We start from the raw sequence: 22048 nt of genomic DNA, 5'->3' as shown, positions 1-22048 counted from the left end.
ACACCCCGTTCGTAACGTCGCTTCCGAGCCGAACGGATCGGCTGCGAACTCGAGTGGAAGGACCTGGAGTCGATGAGCGAAACCGTGGTGGTCATCGGACACGGAATGGTCGGGCACCGCTTCGTCGAGGCACTTCGCGCCCGGGACGTCGACGGCGGATGGCGAGTGGTGGTGCTCGGCGAGGAGGCCGACCCTGCGTACGACCGCGTGGGGCTCTCGGGATACGTCGGCTCCTGGGAGCGGGCCGAGCTGGCGCTGGCGGGCAACCGCTACGACGGCGACGACGCCGTGGAGTTGCGGGTCGGGGACGCCGTCGTCGCGATCGACCGCGACCGTCGCGTGGTGCGAACCGCTTCGGGCGCCGAGATCGCCTACGACGCGCTGGTGATGGCGACCGGATCGCGAGCCTTCGTGCCGCCGGTCCCGGGACACGAGACGCCGGGCTGCCACGTCTACCGGACCCTCGACGATCTGGACGCCATCCGCGCCGACGCGGAGCGGGCCCTCGCGCGCGATGCCCGCACCGCGCCGGTCGGCATGGTGGTCGGCGGCGGGCTCCTCGGACTCGAAGCCGCCAACGCTCTTCGATTGATGGGTCTGGCGCCTCACGTGGTGGAGATCAACCCGAGGCTGATGCCTCAGCAGGTGGACGCCGGGGGCGGCGAGCACCTGGCCCGGATGATCGGCGAACTCGGGATCGAGGTGTCCCTCTCGTCGGGCACCGAGTCCATCGAGCCCGGCGACGCCGGCGTGCGTGTCACACTCGCCGACGGCACGGTGGTCGACGCCGCACTCCTGGTGTTCGCCGCCGGGGTCCGTCCCCGCGACGAACTCGCCCGCGACTGCGGTCTCGCGGTTGCCGAACGGGGCGGGATCCTCACCGACGAGCGCTGTGCCACCAGCGACCCGTCGATCTACGCGATCGGCGAGGTCGCGGCGATCGACGGTCGTTGCTACGGCCTCGTGGCCCCCGGCTACGCCACCGCCGAGGTGGTCGCCGACCGGCTGCTGGGCGGCTCTGCGGTGTTCCCCGGCGCCGACATGTCCACCAAGCTCAAACTGCTCGGCGTCGACGTCGCCAGCTTCGGCGACGCGCTGAGCGCCACTCCCGGAGCGCTCGACGTGGTGGTCTCGGACCCGATCGGCGGCGTCTACGCCAAGCTCGTGCTGTCCGACGACGCGTCCACCCTGCTCGGCGGCGTGCTCGTCGGCGACGCGAGCGCATACGGCCTCCTGCGCCCGCTGGTGGGATCGAGCCTGCCGGGAGACCCGGTGAGTCTGATCAGCCCGGCCGGCGACGCACCGGCCCTCGGGGTGGGCGCGCTCGGCGACGACGCGCAGATCTGTTCGTGCAACGACGTCAGCAAGGGCACGCTGTGCGCCGCGATCGCCGACGGCGCATGCGATGTGGCGGCCCTCAAGGGCTGCACCGGCGCGGGCACGTCGTGCGGCTCGTGCGTTCCGCTGCTGTCGCAGATCCTGGCCGAGGAGGGAGTCGAGCAGTCGACCGCCCTGTGCGAGCACTTCGCGCAGTCGCGCGCCGAGCTGTTCGAGACGATCAGGGCCTGCGACATCCGGACCTTCTCCGGCATCGTCGAACGGTTCGGCACCGGCACCGGCTGCGACATCTGCAAGCCGACGGTCGCGTCCATTCTGGCGTCGATCGGCTCGGGCCACATCCTCGACGGCGAGCAGGCCTCGCTGCAGGATTCGAACGATCACTTCCTGGCGAACATCCAGCGCAACGGCACCTATTCGGTGGTCCCGCGGATGCCGGGCGGCGACGTCACGCCCGAACAGCTGATTCTGATCGGCGAGATCGCCCGCGACTTCGGTCTGTACACCAAGATCACCGGCGGTCAGCGCATCGACATGTTCGGTGCCACCGTCGACCAGCTGCCGCTGATCTGGCGGCGCCTGGTGGACGCCGGGATGGAGTCGGGCCACGCCTACGGAAAGTCGCTGCGGACCGTGAAGAGCTGCGTCGGCTCCGACTGGTGCCGGTACGGTCAGCAGGACTCCGTTCGGATGGCGATCGATCTGGAACTGCGGTACCGCGGGCTGCGGTCGCCGCACAAGATCAAGATGGGCGTCTCGGGCTGTGCCCGCGAGTGCGCCGAGGCCCGCGGGAAGGACGTCGGCGTCATCGCCACCGAGAAGGGCTGGAATCTGTACGTCGGCGGCAACGGAGGCATGACTCCCCGGCACGCGCAGCTCCTGGCCGGCGACCTGGACGATGCCACCCTCGTCGCCTACATCGACCGTTTCCTCATGTACTACATCCGCACGGCCGAACGACTTCAGCGCACCGCCGCCTGGCTCGACGGACTCGACGGCGGCATCGATCGGCTCAAGGCCGTCGTGGTCGACGACGTGCTGGGTCTGGCCGACGACTTCGAAGCCGACATGGCCCGCCACGTCGACGCCTACGAATGCGAATGGAAGGGCGTCCTCGACGACCCGGACAAGCTCCGGCGGTTCGTCTCCTTCGTCAACGCGCCCGGCGTTCCCGACCCGACGGTCGCCTTCGGCGAGAGCCACGGGCGCCGAGTTCCGGTCCTGCTCGGTTCGCCCGCGCTGCCGCAGTCGTGAACCGGCCCGTTCCGCCCGCCCCCCGAACACACCTGAAAGGTCTGTCATGACCCTCGCCTTCGACCTCCACCGTTGGACCCGCGACTGGACCGCCGCGTGCCACATCGACCGGCTCGACCGCCTGCGCGGCGTGGCCGTGCTGCTGCCGGACGGCGCGCAGGTGGCGCTGTTCCGGCTCGCCGACGACACGCTCCGCGCGGTGGGCAACATCGATCCGATCGCGCGTGCCGCGGTGATGTCGCGCGGCATCGTCGGCGACCGGAACGGTTTCCCGGTGGTCGCCTCGCCCTTGAAGAAGGAGGCGTTCAGCCTCATCGACGGACGCTGCCTCGATTCCCCCGGAGTGCGGATCCCGGTGTACGGCACGCGCATCGGGCTCGACGGGACCGTATTCGTGGCGAACTCCCCCGACATCCGGTTCGGCTTCCGGCCCGAGGGCTTCAGGGCCGCCACGAGTTCGCCGGCGAGCCCGCGATGACCGTCCTGCTCGTCGCGCACGGCACCCGCGACCCACGGGGCGTGGAACTGATCTATCGGCTCGCCGACGAGATCGGACGCCGCCGGGACGAGCCGGTGGCGGTGAGCTTCGTCGACGTCGTCGGGCCCTCGCCGAGCGACCTGCTCCCCGATCTGCCCGACGGCCCGGTCACGGTGCTGCCCGCGTTCCTGGCGCGCGGACACCACGTGCGGGTCGACATCGCCGCGCACCTGGCCGCGGCCCGCCGGCCGGTGCGGCTGGCCCCGGCACTGGGACCGTCTCAGCTGTTGACCCGGGCGCTCACGATCCGCCTGGCCGAGGCCGGGGCGACGAGCGATGACGCCGTCGTCCTGGCCGCGGCCGGCTCCGCGGACCCGGTGGCGCAGCGGGACATCGAGACCACCGCGCACCTGCTGTCCGCGCGGCTGGCCACACCGGTCCGCATCGCATTCGCGAGCACCCGCGCGGACTCGCCTCACGCATCGGTCCCGGACACCGTTGCCGCCCTCCGTGCGGACACACCCGGACGCCGGATCGCGGTGGCGTCGTACCTGCTCGCCGACGGGCTGTTTCAGCAGCGCCTGGACGACTCGGGGGCCGACGTCGTCGCCCGCCCCCTCGGCCTCGCGGCACCGGTCGTCGACGCGGCCTGCGGCCGGATCGACTCGGCCGGCGAGTTCACTGCTCGTCCAGTGCCAGCCGGTAGCCGCGTTTGACGACCGTCGCGATCATTTCGCGGCATCCCAGCGCGGTCCGGAGCCTGCCGATCGCCACCTCCACCGCATGTTCGTCACCCGCGCCGATCACCGCGAGTAGATCGGTGCGCGACACCACCGTGCCCGGCCGCTGAGCGAGGGCCTTGAGCAGACGCAGCGCCGACGCGCGCACATCACGGACCTCTCCGTCGACCACTACCGCCGAGGCATGCACGCCGAGGCGGTGCCCGGCCACCGCGAGTTCGGACTCCCGGACCGGCAGATCCTCGGCCACGAGCCGCGCCAGCGCGCCGAGCCGCATCCGCTCCGGCCAGCGCGAGGCGACCCCCGCCAGCTCGAGCGGCGCGGCGGTCACCGGGCCCACGCAGTAGACGGCGACCGCCTCCCGGAGTGCGGAGACGAACGGCTCGCGCACGCCCAGCTGAGTCGATCGCGTCAGCATCGACACGGCGGCCGGACCGGAGGTGAAGGTCACCGCGTCCAGCCGGCGGGCGGCGACGTCGTGGATCAGCGCATCGAAGTCGCCGAGATCGGCGGGCCGGCGCCAGCTGTAGACCGGCACGGAGACGACATCGGCTCCCATCGCGATGAGACCGTCGACGAAGTCGCGGTTCGGGTCCCAACCGTCGATCGCACCGTGCAGCTGAACCGCCACTCGCCGACCGGCGACGTCGTCGGGGCTCAGGTGCGCCAGCACTTCGGCCGACGACTCCGATTCGGGCGACCATTCCTCGCGCAATCCCGCCGCACGCAACGCCCCGGTCACCTTCGGCCCGCGCGAAAGGATGCGCGCGCCGGCGAAGGCGCCCATCAGCTCGTCGGCCAGCCCCCATTCGTCCGCGGCCTCGATCCACCCGCGGAAGCCGATTCCGGTCGTCGGGATCAGCAGATCCGGCGGCTCCGCGATCACCGCATCGGTGCCCGCGCGCAACGCCGGGTCGTCGGCCAACGGCACCATCTCGATCGCCGGTGCGGCGACCACTCGTGCGCCTCGTCGCATGAGCAGCGCGCCGAGCTCCTCAGCTCGGCGCGCTGCGGTGACGGCGACGGTGAACCCCGCCAGCGAGGGCGGGGCCGACCGGTCGCCAGTGGTGGCAGAACTCATGAAGACAGCTTCGCAGACTGCGGTGCGCCGGGCGCATCGGCCGCCGCGCGCGGCACTCCGACGTACGCCCGCCAGGTGACGGCCGCGGCGACGAGATAGAAGGCGGCGAAGACCACCACCGCGACGGTCGCCGACCCGGAGCTCAGATACGACTGTCGCAGCACCATGTTGATCCCGACGCCGCCGAGTCCGCCGACCGCGCCCGCGATCCCGATCACCGCTCCAGACATGGCTCGCGAGTACGCCGCCCGCCCGTCCTCGTCGAGCGGCAGCGCGCGGGACTTCGCGTCGAACACCGACGGGATGATCTTGTACACCGAGCCGTTCCCCATCCCGGAGAGCACGAAGAGCGCCACGAAGCCCACCACCTGAACCTCGAGGGACGAGCCCACCAGGAGGACGGCCGCGGCGCCGACCATGCCGGCGAACACCCCGAGCGTCACTCGGCTGCCGCCGATCCGGTCGGCGAGCCTGCCGCCGTACACCCGTGCCACCGACCCGAGGAGCGGGCCGATGAAGGCGATCTGCGCGGCGTGCAGTGAGGCCTGCGCCGCGGTGTCGCCGCGGTCGAGGAAGTTCAGCGCCAGTACCTGCGAGAAGGCGAAAGAGAACCCGATGAACGAGCCGAAAGTCCCGATGTAGAGCAGCGAGATCAGCCACGTGTCGCGGTCGGTGATCGCCGACCGCATCGCGGACAGGTCCACGCCCGGCCCCTCGAGGTTGTCCATGAAGAGCGCGGCGCCGAGCCCGGCCACCGCGAGCAGCACGAGGTAGACCGCGCACACCCAGTACGGTTCGCCGACCCCGGTCCACGCGATCACCAGCAGTCCCACCAACTGCACCGCGGGCACCCCGAGGTTGCCGCCGCCCGCGTTCAGACCGAGGGCCCAGCCCTTGAGGCGCTGCGGATAGAAAGCGTTGATGTTCGTCATCGACGACGCGAAGTTGCCGCCGCCGAACCCGGCGAGTGCGGCGCACAGCAGGTACACCCAGAGCGGCTGACCCGGATTCGCGAGAAGGACGATCGTCGCCATCACCGGCACGGTCAGCACGACGGCCGAGAAGACCGTCCAGTTGCGGCCGCCGAATCGCGATGTCGCCAGGGTGTACGGGAAACGCAGCAGAGACCCGGTGAGGGTGGCCACGGCTCCGATGAGGAACTTGTCCCCCGCCGAGATGCCGTAGACGTCCGACGGCATGAACAGCACCATCACCGACCACAGCGTCCAGACGGAGAATCCGACGTGCTCGGCGACCACCGACCAGATCAGGTTGCGCCGCGCGATCGCCGATCCGCCCGCCTCCCATGCCGCGGTGTCCTCCGGATCCCAGTCGGTGATCGTCCTCGACGCGAATACTGCTCGTCGTTCTCGGGGTCGGGTGTGAGCTGGTCCCATCCGCACGCGGTGCCTCCTTCGTCCGCCCGGGCATTCGACCGGGTCGCGATCGACGCTAGGCAGGCGGTGTTGCGGGCGGTCGCCGCGGCGATCACGGGCGCGTAATGAAGCCCTCACCGACATGCGGGGAGCCGTGTGAGCAGCCTGAAACACGGCGGAATGCCGCAGTTCCGACGGTTCCGAGATGTTCCCAGAATGCTGCCAGTCGCGCGCCAGATCCTCCACAGACGGGGTCCATAAATTCATCTGTGTCGGACGCGAGATACGCGAGCGGAAATAGCCGCCGAGCCGACCGGATAAGGAGAATGACATGGCATTCGACAACAACCGCCGCCCCGAGCAGAACAACCGTCAGAACTTCGGATTCGCGCACCCCGCTCCGCGTCGGCGTCGTGAGCGTCGCTGGGATGCCCGCAATCACCGCTGGTACTGGATCTGGGTCCGCTGACCAGGTGTGAACTGATCGGGTTCCACACCCTCGGATGCGCCGGTCCCGGAAATGTATTCCGGGACCGGCGCCTCGGCATTTCTTTTGAAGAAGAATCGGTCCGATTCGAAAGATTACAGGAGATCACCCAAATGACATTTCTCACCGCGATGCGCCGATTCTCCCATTTCGCCTCCGGACATCGCGTCGCACTGAGCGGTGCCGCATTCTTTCTACTGGTCGCAGCCGCATGCGACGCCGTCGGCGTGTTCTTCCTATCCGATGTCGTCGACGGTGCCCTCGGTTCCTCCGACTGGCAGTCGTTCGCGCGTCTCGCCGCACTGTGGCTCGCCGTGACCGCGGTCAGCGTCGGTGCCGACTACGTCGGCACCCTCCTGTCGACGGTGGCCTCCGAAGGTGTGGTGCTCCGGCTGCGCACCGCTCTGTTCGCGCACGTCCAGCGGTTGGCGCCGATCACGCATCGGCGCCGCGGGCTCGGCGACCTCGTCGTGCGGCATTCGAGCGACCTGGAAGCCGTCGAGCACTTGATCGGCACCGGGATGATGTCCCTGGCGGTGGCGGCCGCCAACGCGCTGGGTCTGATCGTTGCCGCGTTCGTCATGAGCCCGGTCGTCGCGGGGGTCGCACTGGCCGCATGCCCGGCCCTGTGGGCGGTCTCGTCGTTCTTCGGGAGGCGCCAGAGCCGGACGACGCACGCCGAGCGCGCCGCGAACAGTGACATCGCCGATGCCGTCTACTCCGCGCTGGCCGGCCACGAGACCACCGTCGCGTACAACCGCGAGCGCGACGAGGCCGACGAGCTGGAGCGCCACGGCCGCCGATGGGCACGCACCCGGGTGTCGCAGACCCGCATCGAAGCCGGCTTCGGCGGAGTGCTCGGCTTCGCGCAGGTGTGTCTGTCACTCACCGTCACCCTCGTCGGCGTCTGGCAGGTGCGTGAGGGCGCACTCAGCGTCGGCCAGCTGCTGGCACTGTCGGGCTACCTGGCGATGCTGTATCCCAAGCTCCAACAGATCGCCGACGTGCGGCTCGCGGTGGCCGAGGCATGCGTGAGCGCCGAGCGGATCGCGGAGATCCTCGACGAACCGGTGCACCGTGCCGAACTCGGCGACGCGCGGCCGCTGCCACCGGTCCCGAGTGGCGCCCCCGTGCCCGTGCGGCTCGACGGCGTCTGCTTCGCGTACGACGGCAGGCAGATCCTCCGAGGCGTCGACCTGGAGTTGCGGCCGGGTGCCATCACGGCTCTCATCGGCCCCAGCGGCACCGGCAAGTCGACGCTCGCATCGCTGATCTGCGCGCTGGAGGATGCGGAGTCCGGCACCGTCACCGTCGGCGGCCACGACGTGTCCGAGGTGACCGGCGCGTCGGTCCGCGAACAGGTCACGCTGCTGCCGCAGACGGCCCACATCCGGCCGGGGACGGTGGCCGACAACATCGCGTTCGGCCGTCCGACGGCAGGCCGGGAGGAGATCATCGAGGCGGCGCGCGACGCCGGCGCCCATCGGTTCATCGCCGCGCTGCCGGACGGATACGACACCGTGCTCGCCGGCGACGGCTTGGAACTGTCCGGCGGACAGCGCCGACGGATCACCATCGCGCGGGCGATGCTCCGGAACACGCCCGTCCTGATCCTCGACGAGCCGACGGCCGCGCTCGACGACGAGTCGGTCGCCGGAGTGATCGGGCCGCTGCGCCGACTGGCCCGCGGACGCACCACCCTGCTCATCACTCACGATTCGCGGCTGACCGCGATCGCCGACGAGGTGGTGCGACTCGAGGACGGACGAATCCGCCGGGTGTCAGCTGCGCAGGTCGAGCACGCCGAGCGCGTTGCCGAGGATGGTGCCGAGATACAGGACCCCGTCGCGCTCCGCGACGGCGGTGACGAAACCGAAATCGAGGTCGTCGATCCGCACCTCGCGGGCCATCGTGCCGTCGAAGTCGAAGGCCTGTACCCAGACCACCTCCTCCGGCGTCGGTCCGACACCCTGCGGGGCCCGCGCGAGCACCTTCCGGGCCCGCAGCGGAAGCCGGAAGATGCCCTCCAGCACAGCATTCCGCGGTGAGGCGAGCGCCACCCACAGTCGCCCGTCGCTGCCGATCGACATGTTGTCCGGATAACCGCCCAGACCGTAGAGGAAGACCTCGGAGGTGCCCGCCGCCGGTCCGGTGAGCCAGTACCGCGAGATCCGGGAGGCCCCCGTCTCCGCGACCAGCACGTAGTCCTCACCGGGGCCCAGGACCACGCCGTTCGCGAACTGCAGATCGTCGCGCAGCACCTGGACCTCACCGCTCGGCGACAGTCGCATGAGCCTGCCGGTCCCGGAGTGCTCGATGATGTCCGCCCGCCAGCGGTCGAACATGAAGTTCTGAGACGACGACGAGAAGTACAGCGTTCCGTCGGAGGCGTGGGCGACGTTGCTGGCGAACCGCAGCGGCCTGCCGTCCACCGTGTCGACGAGCACTCGTGCGCGCGAGCGATCCGGATCCAGGACGAGCAGCCCGCGATCGTGGTCGCAGATGTAGATCGAACCGTCGGCACCGTAGTCGAGGCCGAGGAGCCGTCCGGCGGTGTCGGCCAGCACGCTGATCTCCCCCGTCGACGGCTCCACCGACAGCAGACGACCGTCGTCGAGTCCGGTCACGACCCGCCCGTCGGGCAGGCAGATCACGTCCTCGGGTGCGGTTCCGGGAAGGGCGATGCGGCGAAACGAGGTCACGGCCAAGTCTTAGCAGCAAATCGGCGGCGGTGTGTCCGACCCGCCGCTTTATATGCATCGGAGTTCATATGAACCCTATTGCATAGAACTAAGGTGCATTGTTACGGTGTCACGCATGGCACTCGAGCACGCGATCCTCGTCTCGCTCTCCGAGCGGCCCGGGACCGGGTACGAGATCGGGCAGCAGTTCTCGCGGTCGATCGGATACTTCTGGTCGGCTACGCACCAGCAGATCTATCGGACGCTCAAGAAGCTGCACTCCGACGGGCTGGTGAGCTTCGAGTCCGTGGCACAGGACGGCCGCCCGGACAAGAAGGTGTACACGCTCTCGCAGGCGGGACGCGACATGCTCGCCGAGTGGGTGAACAGCCCGACGCCGCTCCCGCCGCTGCGCAGCGATCTCGGAGTCAAGCTGCGCGCCGCCGATCTCGGCGACCTGCCGACGGTGATGGCCGAACTCCGCGCCCACCGCGACGAGGCCGCCGCGATGCTCGAGGTGTATCGGGGATGGGTGGAGCAGTACTACCCCGATCCCGATGCCCTCTCCGGACGCAAGCTGAACCAGTACCTGGTGCTCCGCGGCGGAGTCCGGATGAGCGAGCAGACCGTCGACTGGTGCGACGAGGTGCTCGACCGCTTCCAGCGCGAACTCGAGCGCTCTGCCGCCGTCGCCGCCCCGCAGCACTGAATTCCACAGAAACCACTGCATCCCACCGAGACCCACAACGAGAAAGGTCGCCCAATGACAGCCCAGACGGCGCCCAACGCCCACTTCCCCAGACTGTTCGAACCGCTTCGGATCGGCGGGATCACGCTCGACAACCGCGTCGTCATGGGATCGATGCACACCGGCCTGGAGGACCGGTTGTGGGACACGCCCAAACTCGCCGCCTACTACGCCGAACGCGCCCGCGGCGGCGTCGGGCTCATCATCACGGGCGGTTTCGCACCGTCGCGCACCGGCCAGCTGCTGCCCTTCGCGGGCAAGATGACGAACCGCGCCGATGTGCTCCGGCACCGCGAGTTCACCAAGGCCGTCCATGCCGAGGGCGGAAAGATCGCCCTGCAGATCATTCACGCGGGGCGCTACGGGTATACGCCCTTCAAGGTTGCCGCCGGCAGCGAGCCGAGCCCGATTCACCCGTTCAAACACCTCAAGATGACCGAGCAGATCATCTGGCATGTGATCCGCTCATTCGGCACCGCGGCGCAGCTCGCGCACCGAGCCGGCTACGACGCGATCGAGCTGATGGGCGGCGAGGGATACCTGATCAACCAGTTCCTCTGCCCGCACACCAACGACCGCACCGACAAGTGGGGCGGCAGCACCGAGAACCGTCAGCGCTTCCTCGTCGAGATCATCAAGGACGTGCGCAGGAAGGTGCCGCGCGAATTCCCGGTCATCCTGCGCCAGAGCGTCGCCGACTTCGTGAAGAACGGACAGACCTTCGACGAGATCGCACTGCTCGCCAAGCGGGCCGAGGAACACGGCGTCGACGCCATCAACACCGACATCGGCTGGCACGAGGCCCAGGTACCGACGATCGTGACGTCGGTACCGCGGGGCGCGTTCGTCAAGTTCACCGAGCGGCTGCGCGATGTGGTGGACATCCCGCTGATCGCGTCCAACCGCATCAACACCCCGGACTTCGCCGAGGAGATCCTCGAGCGCGGCAAGGTGGACGCGGTGTCGATGGCCCGCCCGCTGCTGGCCGACCCGGAGTTCGTCGACAAGGCGCGCACCGGCCGCGCCGACGAGATCAACACGTGCATCGGCTGCAATCAGGCGTGCCTGGATCACGCCTTCGTCGGTCAGAAGGTCTCGTGCCTGCTGAACCCGCGCGCCGGCCGCGAGACGGTCCTCACCCTGGGGGCCACCCGCACGGCCAAGCGGGTGGCCGTCGTCGGAGCCGGTCCCGCCGGGCTGTCGGCGGCCGTCTCCGCCGCGCAGCGCGGCCACCGCGTCGACCTCTACGAGGCCGGGCCGGCCATCGGCGGGCAGTTCTCCATCGCCGCCCGCATCCCCGGCAAGGAGGAGTTCAACGAGACCATCCGGTACTTCACCCGCCAGCTCGAGATCAACCACGTCGCCGTTCACCTCGACACCCGGGTGGGCGCACAGGAGCTCATCGACGGCGGGTACGACCAGGTGATCGTCGCGACCGGCGTGGTCCCGCGCGTGCCTGCGATCGACGGCATCGACCACCCGATGGTCATGTCGTACGCCGACGCGGTCCTCGGCCACCGCGAGGTCGGCAAGCGCGTGGCCGTCATCGGTGCGGGCGGCATCGGATTCGACGTCACCGAATTCCTCACCACCGATGAGTCGCCGACACTGAACCTCAAGGAATGGGAGCAGGAGTGGGGCGTCACCGACGACCTCGACACTCCCGGCTTCCTGACCGAGCCGAGGCCGATGCCCGCCGTGCGCGAGGTGTACATGGTGCAGCGCAAGCCGGGCAAGCAGGGCAAGTCGCTCGGCAAGACCACCGGCTGGGTGCATCGTGCCGCGGTCAAGATGAAGGGCGTCGAACAGATCTCCGGCGCCACCTACGACAGGATCGACGACGCCGGCCTGCACATCACGCTGCACGACAAGGAGGGCAACGAGGTCGGCAAGCGCCTGCTCGAGGTGGACAACGTCGTCGTCTGCGCCGGTCAGGAATCGGTGCGCGACTTGGTCGACCCGCTGACCGCGGCCGGTGTGATCACCCACGTCATCGGCGGTGCCGACCTCGCGTCCGAACTCGACGCCAAGCGCGCCATCCGGCAGGGCACGGAGGTCGCCGCGGGCTTGCCGTGAGGTGCTGCTCTCTACGATGACTCGGTACCCGCATCGGAACGACGGCGCCCGCAACCAGAAGAGAAGAGCCCGAATGAACGAGAACGAGATCGTCATGATCGCCACCTTCCCGAACATCCCGGAGGAGAACGTCGCCGCGTTCACGGCGGCCGTCGCCGAGTCCCTCGACGCGGTGCGGACGGAGAAGGGCAACCTGCAGTACGACTGGTTCATGGACGACGACCGCAGCCGATGCGTGGTGCTGGAGCGCTACCGAGACGCGGCGGCGGTGGTCGAACACGTCGGCAATGTGGCCGAGGTCCTTCCGCGGCTGGCTCAGCTCGGGGGCGGGGTGGAGATCGACGTACTCGGCACGCTCCCCGCGGACCTGCACGCCGCACTCGAACCCCGCGTGCGAGCGATCCACGGTCTCGTCGCGGGCAAGTAGCCGACACCTTTCGGCCGATGTCCGAGGCCGTCGATACGATGTGGCCCATGTTGATGCCGCCTCGTTCGTCTGCCCGCGCCGTGGTCACCGGAGCGTCCTCCGGCATCGGAATGGCGTTGGCGCGGACGCTCGCCGCTCGCGGCCACTCGGTGATCCTGGTGGCGCGGCGGGAGAACGTACTTCATGAGCTCGCCATCGAACTGCGGTCGCGATTCCAGGTGGACGCGGACGTGCGGGCGGCGGACCTCTCCGATCTCGACGCGGTCGACGCACTGTGCGACGAACTGTCGAGTCGCGAGATCTCCATCCTCTGCAATAACGCGGGGATCGCGACCTTCGGGCCGCTCGCCGGCCTCGACTCCGCATACGAGCGCGCCCAGGTCCGGCTCAACGCGAACGCCGTGCACGATCTCACTCTCGCGGTTCTTCCGCAGATGGTCGAACGCGGCTCCGGCGGCATCCTGATGGTCGGCTCCGCCGCAGGCAATATGCCGATTCCCAACAACGCGACGTATGCGGCGACGAAGGCCTTCGTCAACACCTTCAGCGAGTCGCTGCGCGGGGAACTCAAAGACACCGGGGTGCACGTCACGCTGCTGGCTCCGGGACCGGTCCGCACGCACACCCCCACCGCCGAGGAGGCGTCGATCGTCGACAAGCTGGTCCCAGGCTTCCTCTGGCACGATTCCCAGAAGGTAGCGGAGATGAGCCTGGATGCGTTGAGCCGCAACAAGATGCGCGTGGTTCCGGGGACACTGAGCAAGGCGATGTCCGTGGCCGGCGGCTATTCGCCGCGTGCCGTGGTCGCGCCGATCGTCGGCAAGTTCTACAGCAAGCTCGGCGAAGGCGAGTAGCTCGTACCGCGCACGCGGACAGACGGCGGCACGCCGTCCCGATTACAGTTGATCGAGTGCAAGACAAACTCGTGTGGATCGACTGTGAGATGACCGGACTGGATATCGGCTCGGACAAGCTCATCGAAATCGCCGCTCTCGTCACCGACAGCGACTTGAACATCATCGGCGAGGGGGTCGACCTCGTCATCCACGCCGACGACGAGGCCCTCGCGGGCATGCCCGAGGTGGTCGCCAAGATGCATGCCGACTCCGGGCTCACCGAGGAGGTGCGCGCCTCCACCGTCACGCTCGCCGAAGCGGAGAAGGCGGTTCTGGACTACCTGCGCGAGCACATCACCACGGCCGGCGCGGCCCCGCTCGCGGGCAACTCCATCGGCACCGATCGCGGCTTCATCGCCCGGGACATGCCCGAGCTGAACGCCTACCTGCACTATCGGATGGTGGACGTCAGCTCGATCAAGGAGCTGTGCCGTCGCTGGTACCCGCCGATCTACTTCGGTCAGCCGCAGAAGGGGCTCGCCCATCGCGCACTCGCCGACATCCGCGAATCGATCCGGGAACTGCGCTACTACCGCGAGACCGCCTTCGTTCCCGCCCCCGGCCCCGACGCGAAGACCCTCGAAGAGGTCGTCGAACGGCTTGGCCCCGCGTAAACACGCTGGTCAGGAACCGATTGGAGTTTCTGGGTGAAAACCGGCTAGAGTATGAGCCTGGCTCGGCAAACAACGTGTGAACGCTGTGCAGCTGCGCCGATGGTGAGTGTAGTTCAGTTGGTAGAGCACCAGGTTGTGATCCTGGCTGTCGCGGGTTCGAGTCCCGTCACTCACCCCGAAGAACGACGAGGGCCCGGACGGCGAGAACGCCGACCGGGCCCTCGTCGCATATCGCACGGACTCCTCACCCCACGGGCAAGAACATCCCGGCATGCAGAACGCCCCGGATCTCGCGAGAGATCCGGGGCGTTCCGTGTGTCTAAGTCTTTAGACTGCTGTCACGTTCGTCGCCTGGGGGCCCTTGGCGCCCTGCTCCAGGTCGAACTCGACCCGCTGTGCTTCCTCCAGGTTGCGGAATCCTCCGCCGGAGATAGCCGAGTAGTGGACGAAGACGTCTTCACTACCGCTGTCGGGAGCGATGAAGCCGAAGCCCTTTTCGCCATTGAACCACTTGACGGTTCCTTGTGCCATGCTGTGTTACTGCTTTCTTCAGATTGCAGGGGGCAAAATCTGCCCACCCGCTTCATAGAGCATCTCACAGATCTGCGAACTTCGCAGTGCCGTGGCTCACCGCGCCCGTATCGAGCACAGATGCCCAGCGGTCAGGTGATCGATACCCGCTGCAGGTCCTGGCCGATCACCACCTCGCCGCCGTAGCCATTCGAGGCCCAGTTCTTCCAGCGCTCTCGGTCGATCGGCGTCTGCGAGACGCGGTGGGTTACCGCACCGCGGAGACGTGCGCGCACGTCGACCTCGCCGACGGCACCGTGGAGCGCGCCGAGGTGGTGATCGCGGGACCGTCCCCGCCGAGACCCCGCGCGCCGCGGGCGTCGATCTGTCGGAAGTGGGCGTCTACGTAGGGCCTCGGGGCCACTTCGTGCACTACGGCCTGCGTGGCGGAGCGATGCTCAACCAGGTGTACGTCTTCGAGTCGCCGAAGGCCCTCGCCGGCGAAGAGGACTGGGGCACCCCCGATGAGCTGGACGCGGCCTTCGAGCACACCGTCGACTTCGTCCGCGACGAAGTGGCCCACATGTGGCGCGACAAGTGGTGGCGCATGTTCGACCGGGAACCGCTCGACGACTGGGTGCACGGCCGTATCGCACTGCGCCCGGCACCGGCGCGCCGACGGCGGCGTCGACTGGGACGCCGCGCTCGCCGGGTACAACGCGGTCCGTCTGGAGCACTGCCGCCGGGCACTGACCACGTCCCGGGCCTGGGGTGAGCTCTGGCACCTGGACGGCGAGTCACGCGCCACGGCCCTGGATCCCGAGGACGAGCCCGCGATGTTCACTCCGGTTCCGCTGTCGACCGCGGACGCCCTCATCCCGCGCGAGGGTTCCGGCGCGCCGTCATGACCGGCAGACGACGGACGGCCGATGGTCGATGACCATCGGCCGTCCGTCGGTCGTCACCGGGGTGGGCGCGTACCTCAGCCGCGCGCCTGCTCCAGTGCCGTGTTGAGCGTCTCGCTCGGGCACATCACCTTCTCCAGCTTCGCGGAGTCGGCGAGGTAGTAGCCGCCGAGATCGACCGAGTGGCCCTGGACCGCGGCGATCTCGTCGACGATGCGCTGCTCGTCGGCGGCCAGCTTCTCGGCCAGCGGAGCGAAGTGCGCGGCCAGTTCCGCGTCCTGCGTCTGCGCCGCCAGCTCCTGTGCCCAGTACATCGCCAGGTAGAACTGGCTGCCGCGGTTGTCGAGCTCGCCGGTCTTGCGCGACGGCGACTTCCGGTTGTCGAGCAGCTTGCTGGTCGCCGCGTCGAGCGTGGTGGCGAGGACCGCGGCCTTCTCGTTGTCGTACTTGCGGCCCATGTCCTCCAGGCTCGCGGCCAGCGCCAGGAACTCGCCCAGCGAATCCCAGCGGAGGTGATTCTCCTCGACCAACTGCTTGACGTGCTTGGGCGCGGAGCCGCCCGCACCGGTCTCGTAGAGTCCGCCGCCGGCCATCAGCGGCACGATCGAGAGCATCTTGGCGCTGGTGCCCAGCTCCAGGATCGGGAACAGGTCGGTCAGGTAGTCGCGCAGGATGTTGCCGGTCACCGAGATGGTGTCGAGACCGCGCCAGGCGCGCTCGAGGGTGTAGCGCATGGCGCGCACCTGGGACATGATCTGGATGTCCAGGCCCTCGGTGTCGTGGTCCTTCAGGTACTTCTTGACCAGCGTGATCAGGTTGTTCTCGTGCGGACGGTACGGGTCGAGCCAGAACACCGCGGGCATCCCCGAGGCGCGCGAACGCGTGACGGCCAGCTTGACCCAGTCCTGGATCGGCGCGTCCTTGACGATGCACATGCGCCAGATGTCCCCGGCCTCGACGTTCTGCGACAGAAGCACCTCGCCGGTGCCCGCGTCGACGATGTTGGCGACGCCGTCCTGCGGGATCTCGAAGGTCTTGTCGTGCGAGCCGTACTCCTCGGCCTTCTGCGCCATCAGTCCGACGTTCGGCACCGTGCCCATGGTGGTGGGGTCGAACGCGCCGTTGGTCTTGCAGAAGTTGATGATCTCCTGGTAGATCCGCGCGAAGGTCGACTCCGGCATCACCGCCTTGGTGTCCTTCTTACGGCCGTCGGCGCCGTACATCTTGCCGCCGATGCGGATCATGGCAGGCATCGACGCGTCGACGATCACATCGCTGGGCGAGTGGAAGTTCGAGATGCCGCGCGCCGAGTCGACCATCGCCAACTCCGGGCGATGCTCGTGGCAGCGGTGCAGATCCTCGATGATCTCCTCGCGCTTGGACGCGGGCAGTGTGTCGATCTTCTCGTAGAGGTCCACGAGGCCGTTGTTGACGTTGACGCCGAGTTCGTCGAAGAGAGCGCCGTGCTTGGCGAACGCGTCCTTGTAGAACACCTTGACGCAGTGGCCGAAGACGATCGGGTGCGAGACCTTCATCATGGTGGCCTTGACGTGGAGCGAGAACATGACGCCGGTCTCCTTGGCGTCGTTGAGCTGCTCCTCGTAGAACTCGAGCAGCGCCTTCTTGCTCATGAACATGCTGTCGATGACGTCGCCCTCGTCCAGCGACACCGTCTTCATCACGTGCGTCTCGCCGTCGGCGGTCACCACCTCCATGCGCGCCTCGCACGCGTGGTCCATGATCATCGACTTCTCACCCGCGTAGAAGTCGCCGTGCGTCATGTGCGCCACGTGCGACTGCGAGGCCATCGACCACTTGCCCATGCTGTGCGGGTTCTTGCGCGCGTACTCCTTGACGGCCTTCGGCGCGCGCCGGTCGGAGTTACCTTCGCGGAGAACGGGATTGACCGCACTGCCCAGACATGCCGAGTAGCGGTTGCGGATCTCCTCCTCCTCCGGGGTCTTCGGATCCTGGGGGTAGTCCGGGACCGCGTAACCCTTGGCCTGCAGCTCGTGGATGGCCGCGTTCAGCTGCGGAACCGATGCGCTGATGTTGGGGAGCTTGATGATGTTGGTGTCGGGCTTCTGCGTCAGCCGACCGAGCTCGGCGAGATTGTCGGGCACCTTCTGCTCGTCGGTCAGATAGTCCGGGAACGCGGCGAGGATGCGCGCTGCGACCGAGATGTCACTGGTCTGGACGTCGATGCCGGCGGGTTCTGCGAACGTGCGGATGATCGGCAGGAACGCGGAGGTCGCGAGTCGCGGTGCCTCGTCGGTGAGGGTGTAGATGATCGTCTGGTCCGTGGAGGCCATAGGTGGAAACCTCTTATCTGATCGTCGTTCTTGTGGAACTCTCTGATATTTAGTCGCGTCCATTGTCCCGCTGCCGGTGATTCAAAACGACTCGACTCGCGAATGCGAGACGTTGCACACACTTCTGATTCCGCTGACCTGCGTCGCTAGCTGTAGTAAGCGGCACAAACCCTCGCCCACACGGCGCCGGCGTCAGTCCGGCCATACCCCCGACGTCCCCCGGCGATGAGAGCCCAGCAGATGGGTGTCGACGATTCCGACCGCCTCCATCAGCGCGTACATCGTGGTCGGTCCGACGAAGGAGAAGCCTTCGCGTCTCAGCGCTTTCGCCAGCGCCTTCGACTCGGGCGACTGGGTGGGCACGTCCGCGTGCGTGCGCGGACGCGGCGTCTCGTCGGGCCGGAAGCTCCAGATGAACTCGGCCAGACCGCCCTTCTCGCGCAGCGACAGGGTGGCCCCGGCGTTGGTGATCGCGGCGAGGATCTTCGCTCGGTTGCGCACGATCCCGGCGTCGTTCATCAGTCGGGCGACGTCGGCGTCGCCGTAGCGGGCCACGCGTTCCGGATCGAAGCCGTCGAAGGCCCGGCGGAACGCGGGGCGTTTGCGCAGAATCGTCGCCCACGACAGCCCCGACTGGAAGGCCTCGAGACTGAGTCGTTCGTAGAGGCCCTGCTCATCACGCACGGGCACACCCCACTCGGTGTCGTAGTACTCGCGAAGGAGCGGATCGGTGCTCGCCCACACCGGGCGCGCGAGGCCGTCGTCGCCGACCACCAGGCCGGAGCCGGTGACGTCCTCGGGTTCTGCAGTCATGGTGTCCTTCCTAAAATCCTCACTCGCCCGTCACCGGCTTCGGCTCGCCATCACTCCGACAGCCCGGTGACCCGCATGGTGATGTTGATCCGGCCCGCCGCGAGACCGCAGTCGTCCGGCGCGGTGCCCGGATGGATGCGCTGCACGCCGTGATACGCCAGCCGCGACGGTCCGCCGAAGACGAACAGGTCCCCCGACTCCAGGTCGAAGTCCCGGTACGGTCGACTCCGGTTCTCGGTGTTGCCGAACCGGAAACGCGCCGTATCGCCGATCGACAGCGAGACCACCGGCTCGCGCGACACCTCGTCCCGGTCCTGATGCATCCCCATCCTCGCGCCGGCGTCGTAGTAGTTCACAAGCGCCGTGTCGGGCGTGTACCGCTCGGCGCTCGGATCGCCGGCCGCCGTCAGCGCCTGGCGCCCCAGCCGCACCATCCAGTCCGGGAAGCCGAGCACCCGGCGCCCGTTGACGTCGACGGCGTCGCGCGAGTATCGGTACGGACGCCAATGCCAGCCGAGGCAGACGGTCCGCACGCTCATCCGATGCTCCCCGATGCGCGCCGAATGCGGCGGCACCGGTCCGGCCGCCCACCGGCGGTACTGCGCGAACAACCACCGCTGCTGGTGCGGCGTGAGCCACCCGCGGACCAGCGCCGCGCCGTCCGGGAGCTCGGGCGGCGGCCGCCCCAGATCGTCGTCGCCGAAGAGCGTGTTCGGGCTCCCGTTCACGCGGCACGCTCCAGCGTCAGCAGTGCCGTCTTCGCTTCGACGCCCCCCAGATAGCCGCCGAGGCTCCCGTCGGCGCGCAGCACCCGATGGCATGGGACGACGACGGGCAACGGGTTGGTGGCGCATGCGGTGCCGACCGCGCGCACGGCCCCCGGGTTACCCACCGACTCGGCGACCTCCCGGTACGACTGCGTGTGCCCGTACCCGATGTGCGGCAGATACCGCTGCACCGTCTGCCGGAAGCCGGACGACAGCCGGAAGTCCAGCGCCACGTCGAACCGCCGGCGCCGGCCGCGGAAGTACTCGTCCAACTGTGCTGCGACGGCGTCGAGCCGACGCGGCGCGCGAAGTATCCGGGAACTCACCTTCGCGGCCAGAACGTCCAGCACCGCGTCGAAGTCCTCGCTCTCGAACGCGATGCGGACCAATCCGGCCTCGGTGGCGGCCAGGAGCAGCGGCCCGACCGGGGTGTCGACCGTCCGATACGCCACGTCCAGCAGCGCGTTCTCGTCAGCGGCTGTCGTGAGCCGGGCGTGCAGCCGGCCGAGGTCGTCCGGTGCGACCGGGAACAGGTCCGTCATCGCGGGCCTCCCTTCTCCGAGCAGATATCGGTGGTGCCGTAGGTCTTGCGCAGGGATCTGATCCCATCGGCGGCGGCGCGCCGGACCGCCGCGGGCGTTCCGCCGATGATCTCGGCCGTCTCGACGTGACTGAGCCGAGCGAGGTAGTGGTAGCCCACCGCCAGACGCTGCCGGGGCGGGAGGTCGGCGACCGCGTCCCACACGTCCGCGTCCCCGGTTCCCGGCAGCCCGTATTGCGACTCCCGTTCGGGCACCTCGTCGATCGGCACCGCGTTCCGCGCACGTGCCCGGATGACGTCGATCGCCTTCCGTTGCGCCACCCGGACCAGCCAGGCTTCGACGTCGGTGCCCTCCTCCAGATCCGGCCACGCTCGCAGCGCCGCCAGAAAGGTCTCCGACCACGCGTCGTCCGCATCCGGGCCGGCACCGAGCACACCGCGGCACACGCGCAGCACAACGGCTCCGTGCTGCGCGACGATCCGGTCGAAGGGCTCCCTCATCGTGGATCGTCAGAACAAGCGGGCATCGGACACCTCCGGCGGTTCTTCGATCTCCAGCAGCCGACGTTTGCGATCCAGCCCGCCGGCGTACCCGGTGAGCGAGCCGTCCGCGCCGATCACGCGGTGGCACGGAATGATCACGCTGATCGGATTGCGGCCCACGCACTGACCGACGCGCTGCGCCAGGCGCGGGTTGCCGAGCCTGCGCGCGAGCTCACCGTACGTCGTCGTCTCCCCGTACGGGATCTCTCTCAGCATCGCCCACACCCGTTCGGAGAAATCGTCTCCGGAGGTCGCGATCTCGACGTCGAACTCACGCCGGTCGCCGGCGACGTACTCGTCGAGTTCCCGGGCCGCCTGGACGAACACCGGGTCGTCGGCGGCGGTCGGCTCCCCGTACTCCGTTTCGGGCGGCAGATGCCAGTGGTGGGGGAAGTAGACGGCTGTCAGTGCCGAGCCGTCGGCGACCATGGTCAACCGGCCCAGTTCGGTGTCCACCACCGCGTGTCGTCTCGTCATCGCACTCACCTCGCTTTCCATTCATAGAGCAGACGTTCTGGCGACGCCGAGTGTGAGGTCCCAGTGGCGTCGATCATGTGTGTCGTACCGGTAAGGTGTCGAGCGCCATGTACACCACCGACGACGCCCGCGACTTCGAACTCGATCCGCGCCCGGCACGAGTGGTCGCCTTCGGGTCGCAACTGGTCTTCGGCTCCGTCGGTCTCAACGCGGCCATGCCCGTCTACGAAGAGGCCGGTGTCCGTTGTGCGGCCGTTCCCACACTCGTCCTGAGCAATCTCCCCCATTACCCGTCGGTGCAGACCGTCGAGGTCACGCCGGAATGGATCGACGCCGCCCTGCGCGACCTCGGCGCCACGGGCGCCCTGCGCGCGGTGGAGGCGATAGCCGTCGGCTATCTGGCGTCGCCGGGACAGGCGCACGCCATCGCCGCGTGGTACCGCTCACTCGACGAGCGCGAGCGTCCGCCGCTGATCCTCGATCCGACCTTCGGCGACTCGGACGTCGGCTTCTACACCGACCCCGCCGTCGCCCCGGCACTCCGCGACGCGCTGGTGCCGCTGGCGGCGGTACTCACGCCGAACCGATTCGAACTCGAGCACCTCGTCGGCCCCGAACACCCCGCCGGCCCCGAACACCCCGCTGGCGAAGCCTCGGATGAGGCCGACTCCGGCATCACCGGCCTGGCACGCAGACTCCTCCTCCCCGCCGGCCGCGCGCCCTCCGATCACTGCACCGTGATCGTGACGGGCGTGCACACCGACGCGGGCGTGATCGACAACCTCATCGTGACCGCCGACGAGCAGCGGACCGTGTCGGGCCCGGAGATCGCGACCTGGGCGAAGGGACTCGGCGACACCTTCACCGCCGCACTGGTGACCCGCCTCCTCACCGGCGACGACGTTCACGCCGCGGTCGCCGCCGCGGCGGCTCGCGTCCGGTACGCGATCGAACACCGGTGACCGAGCACCCGCTCGGCGAAAG

The 22048-nt window shown here is 68.7% G+C and carries 22 protein-coding genes, 1 tRNA gene and 1 pseudogene; 13 read left to right on the top strand and 11 right to left on the bottom strand.

The window, feature by feature from the left end; all coding sequences use genetic code 11:
- Positions 1–72: 72 nt before the first annotated feature.
- The 3 genes from nirB to Y710_RS12570 are packed head-to-tail and all read left to right on the top strand — an operon-like array spanning position 73 to position 3786.
- Entirely contained in the window at positions 73–2592 is a 2520-nt protein-coding gene (gene nirB, locus Y710_RS12580) for a nitrite reductase large subunit NirB (protein WP_062367600.1), read from the top strand.
- Positions 2593–2638: 46 nt separating this feature from the next.
- Positions 2639–3070 (top strand): nitrite reductase small subunit NirD, encoded by a 432-nt coding sequence (gene nirD / locus Y710_RS12575; protein ID WP_006896600.1) that lies wholly within the window; start codon positions 2639–2641, stop codon positions 3068–3070.
- A complete protein-coding gene (locus tag Y710_RS12570) occupies positions 3067–3786 on the top strand; it encodes a sirohydrochlorin chelatase (protein ID WP_006896599.1) in 720 nt (239 codons plus the stop codon). Before nirD ends, Y710_RS12570 begins: the two co-directional genes overlap by 4 nt.
- Here the strand turns inward: Y710_RS12570 and Y710_RS12565 are convergent.
- Both Y710_RS12565 and Y710_RS12560 read right to left on the bottom strand, forming a co-directional pair.
- The gene (locus Y710_RS12565) at positions 3749–4891 is read right to left on the bottom strand and encodes a uroporphyrinogen-III synthase (protein ID WP_045540120.1); all 1143 of its coding nucleotides are present in this window, start codon (positions 4889–4891) and stop codon (positions 3749–3751) included. The two genes, Y710_RS12570 and Y710_RS12565, sit on opposite strands and share 38 nt — an antisense overlap.
- On the bottom strand, positions 4888–6288 hold the full coding sequence (locus tag Y710_RS12560) for an MFS transporter (RefSeq protein ID WP_062367599.1): 1401 nt from the start codon (positions 6286–6288) through the stop codon (positions 4888–4890). The genes Y710_RS12565 and Y710_RS12560 overlap by 4 nt, the downstream gene beginning before the upstream one ends.
- 310 nt (positions 6289–6598) lie before the next feature.
- Between Y710_RS12560 and Y710_RS18775 the strand changes: the two genes are divergently transcribed.
- Positions 6599–6736: a hypothetical protein gene (locus tag Y710_RS18775; RefSeq protein WP_156150514.1), complete on the top strand. Its 138-nt coding sequence runs from the start codon at positions 6599–6601 to the stop codon at positions 6734–6736.
- A 131-nt stretch (positions 6737–6867) separates the two neighbouring features.
- On the top strand, positions 6868–8802 hold the full coding sequence (locus Y710_RS12555) for an ABC transporter ATP-binding protein (RefSeq protein WP_062367598.1): 1935 nt from the start codon (positions 6868–6870) through the stop codon (positions 8800–8802).
- Between the two features lie 9 nt (positions 8803–8811).
- On the opposite strand, the pseudogene Y710_RS19140 reads toward Y710_RS12555, so the two are convergent.
- Positions 8812–9456, bottom strand: a pseudogene (locus tag Y710_RS19140) (SMP-30/gluconolactonase/LRE family protein); the annotation flags it as partial.
- A gap of 115 nt (positions 9457–9571) precedes the next feature.
- Between Y710_RS19140 and Y710_RS12550 the strand changes: the two are divergent.
- The 6 genes from Y710_RS12550 to Y710_RS12525 all read left to right on the top strand — a co-directional run bounded on the left by Y710_RS12550 (position 9572) and on the right by Y710_RS12525 (position 14371).
- Complete coding sequence (locus tag Y710_RS12550; RefSeq protein ID WP_006896595.1) at positions 9572–10144, top strand: PadR family transcriptional regulator; 573 nt, start codon at positions 9572–9574, stop codon at positions 10142–10144.
- Between the two features lie 54 nt (positions 10145–10198).
- On the top strand, positions 10199–12259 hold the full coding sequence (locus Y710_RS12545) for an NADPH-dependent 2,4-dienoyl-CoA reductase (RefSeq protein WP_006896594.1): 2061 nt from the start codon (positions 10199–10201) through the stop codon (positions 12257–12259).
- A 73-nt stretch (positions 12260–12332) separates the two neighbouring features.
- Entirely contained in the window at positions 12333–12686 is a 354-nt protein-coding gene (locus tag Y710_RS12540) for a putative quinol monooxygenase (RefSeq protein WP_062367597.1), read from the top strand.
- A 47-nt stretch (positions 12687–12733) separates the two neighbouring features.
- Positions 12734–13540 carry a mycolate reductase gene (gene cmrA, locus Y710_RS12535; protein ID WP_006896592.1) on the top strand — a complete coding sequence of 269 codons (807 nt, stop codon included), beginning with the start codon at positions 12734–12736 and terminating at the stop codon, positions 13538–13540.
- Between the two features lie 56 nt (positions 13541–13596).
- Positions 13597–14196 carry an oligoribonuclease gene (gene orn / locus Y710_RS12530; RefSeq protein ID WP_006896591.1) on the top strand — a complete coding sequence of 200 codons (600 nt, stop codon included), beginning with the start codon at positions 13597–13599 and terminating at the stop codon, positions 14194–14196.
- A 102-nt stretch (positions 14197–14298) separates the two neighbouring features.
- A tRNA-His gene (locus Y710_RS12525) sits at positions 14299–14371 on the top strand.
- Between the two features lie 152 nt (positions 14372–14523).
- On the opposite strand, the gene Y710_RS12520 is transcribed toward Y710_RS12525, so the two are convergent.
- Both Y710_RS12520 and Y710_RS18770 read right to left on the bottom strand, forming a co-directional pair.
- Positions 14524–14727, bottom strand: coding sequence for a cold-shock protein (locus tag Y710_RS12520; protein WP_006896590.1), 204 nt, complete (start codon positions 14725–14727; stop codon positions 14524–14526).
- A 131-nt stretch (positions 14728–14858) separates the two neighbouring features.
- Positions 14859–15002 carry a hypothetical protein gene (locus tag Y710_RS18770; RefSeq protein WP_156150521.1) on the bottom strand — a complete coding sequence of 48 codons (144 nt, stop codon included), beginning with the start codon at positions 15000–15002 and terminating at the stop codon, positions 14859–14861.
- 158 nt (positions 15003–15160) lie between these two features.
- On the opposite strand from Y710_RS18770, the gene Y710_RS18950 reads away from it, so the two are divergent.
- Positions 15161–15481, top strand: a complete 321-nt coding sequence (locus tag Y710_RS18950; RefSeq protein ID WP_197462936.1) for a hypothetical protein — start codon at positions 15161–15163, stop codon at positions 15479–15481.
- Positions 15482–15688: 207 nt separating this feature from the next.
- Here Y710_RS18950 and Y710_RS12510 read toward each other — a convergent pair whose 3' ends face one another.
- From Y710_RS12510 to Y710_RS12485, 6 genes are all read right to left on the bottom strand, one after another.
- On the bottom strand, positions 15689–17923 hold the full coding sequence (locus tag Y710_RS12510) for an NADP-dependent isocitrate dehydrogenase (protein WP_062367596.1): 2235 nt from the start codon (positions 17921–17923) through the stop codon (positions 15689–15691).
- A gap of 192 nt (positions 17924–18115) precedes the next feature.
- Positions 18116–18736: a DNA-3-methyladenine glycosylase I gene (locus tag Y710_RS12505; protein ID WP_062367595.1), complete on the bottom strand. Its 621-nt coding sequence runs from the start codon at positions 18734–18736 to the stop codon at positions 18116–18118.
- Positions 18737–18786: 50 nt separating this feature from the next.
- Positions 18787–19425, bottom strand: a complete 639-nt coding sequence (locus tag Y710_RS12500; RefSeq protein ID WP_062367622.1) for an alpha-ketoglutarate-dependent dioxygenase AlkB family protein — start codon at positions 19423–19425, stop codon at positions 18787–18789.
- Between the two features lie 35 nt (positions 19426–19460).
- Entirely contained in the window at positions 19461–20045 is a 585-nt protein-coding gene (locus Y710_RS12495; protein WP_062367594.1) for a methylated-DNA--[protein]-cysteine S-methyltransferase, read from the bottom strand.
- On the bottom strand, positions 20042–20545 hold the full coding sequence (locus tag Y710_RS12490; protein ID WP_045539932.1) for an RNA polymerase sigma factor: 504 nt from the start codon (positions 20543–20545) through the stop codon (positions 20042–20044). The genes Y710_RS12495 and Y710_RS12490 overlap by 4 nt, the downstream gene beginning before the upstream one ends.
- Before the next feature lie 9 nt (positions 20546–20554).
- A complete protein-coding gene (locus tag Y710_RS12485) occupies positions 20555–21064 on the bottom strand; it encodes a methylated-DNA--[protein]-cysteine S-methyltransferase (protein WP_039867493.1) in 510 nt (169 codons plus the stop codon).
- A gap of 107 nt (positions 21065–21171) precedes the next feature.
- Here Y710_RS12485 and Y710_RS12480 point away from each other — a divergent pair, with 107 nt between their 5' ends.
- Positions 21172–22026, top strand: coding sequence for a bifunctional hydroxymethylpyrimidine kinase/phosphomethylpyrimidine kinase (locus Y710_RS12480; protein WP_062367593.1), 855 nt, complete (start codon positions 21172–21174; stop codon positions 22024–22026).
- Positions 22027–22048: the final 22 nt, after the last annotated feature.

This window comes from Gordonia sp. QH-12 (assembly GCF_001578675.1).
GTDB classification, from domain to species: Bacteria; Actinomycetota; Actinomycetes; order Mycobacteriales; family Mycobacteriaceae; genus Gordonia; species Gordonia sihwensis.
The sequence above is the reverse complement of the archived record's forward strand: the minus strand, read 5'-3'. Positions and strand labels throughout refer to the sequence as shown.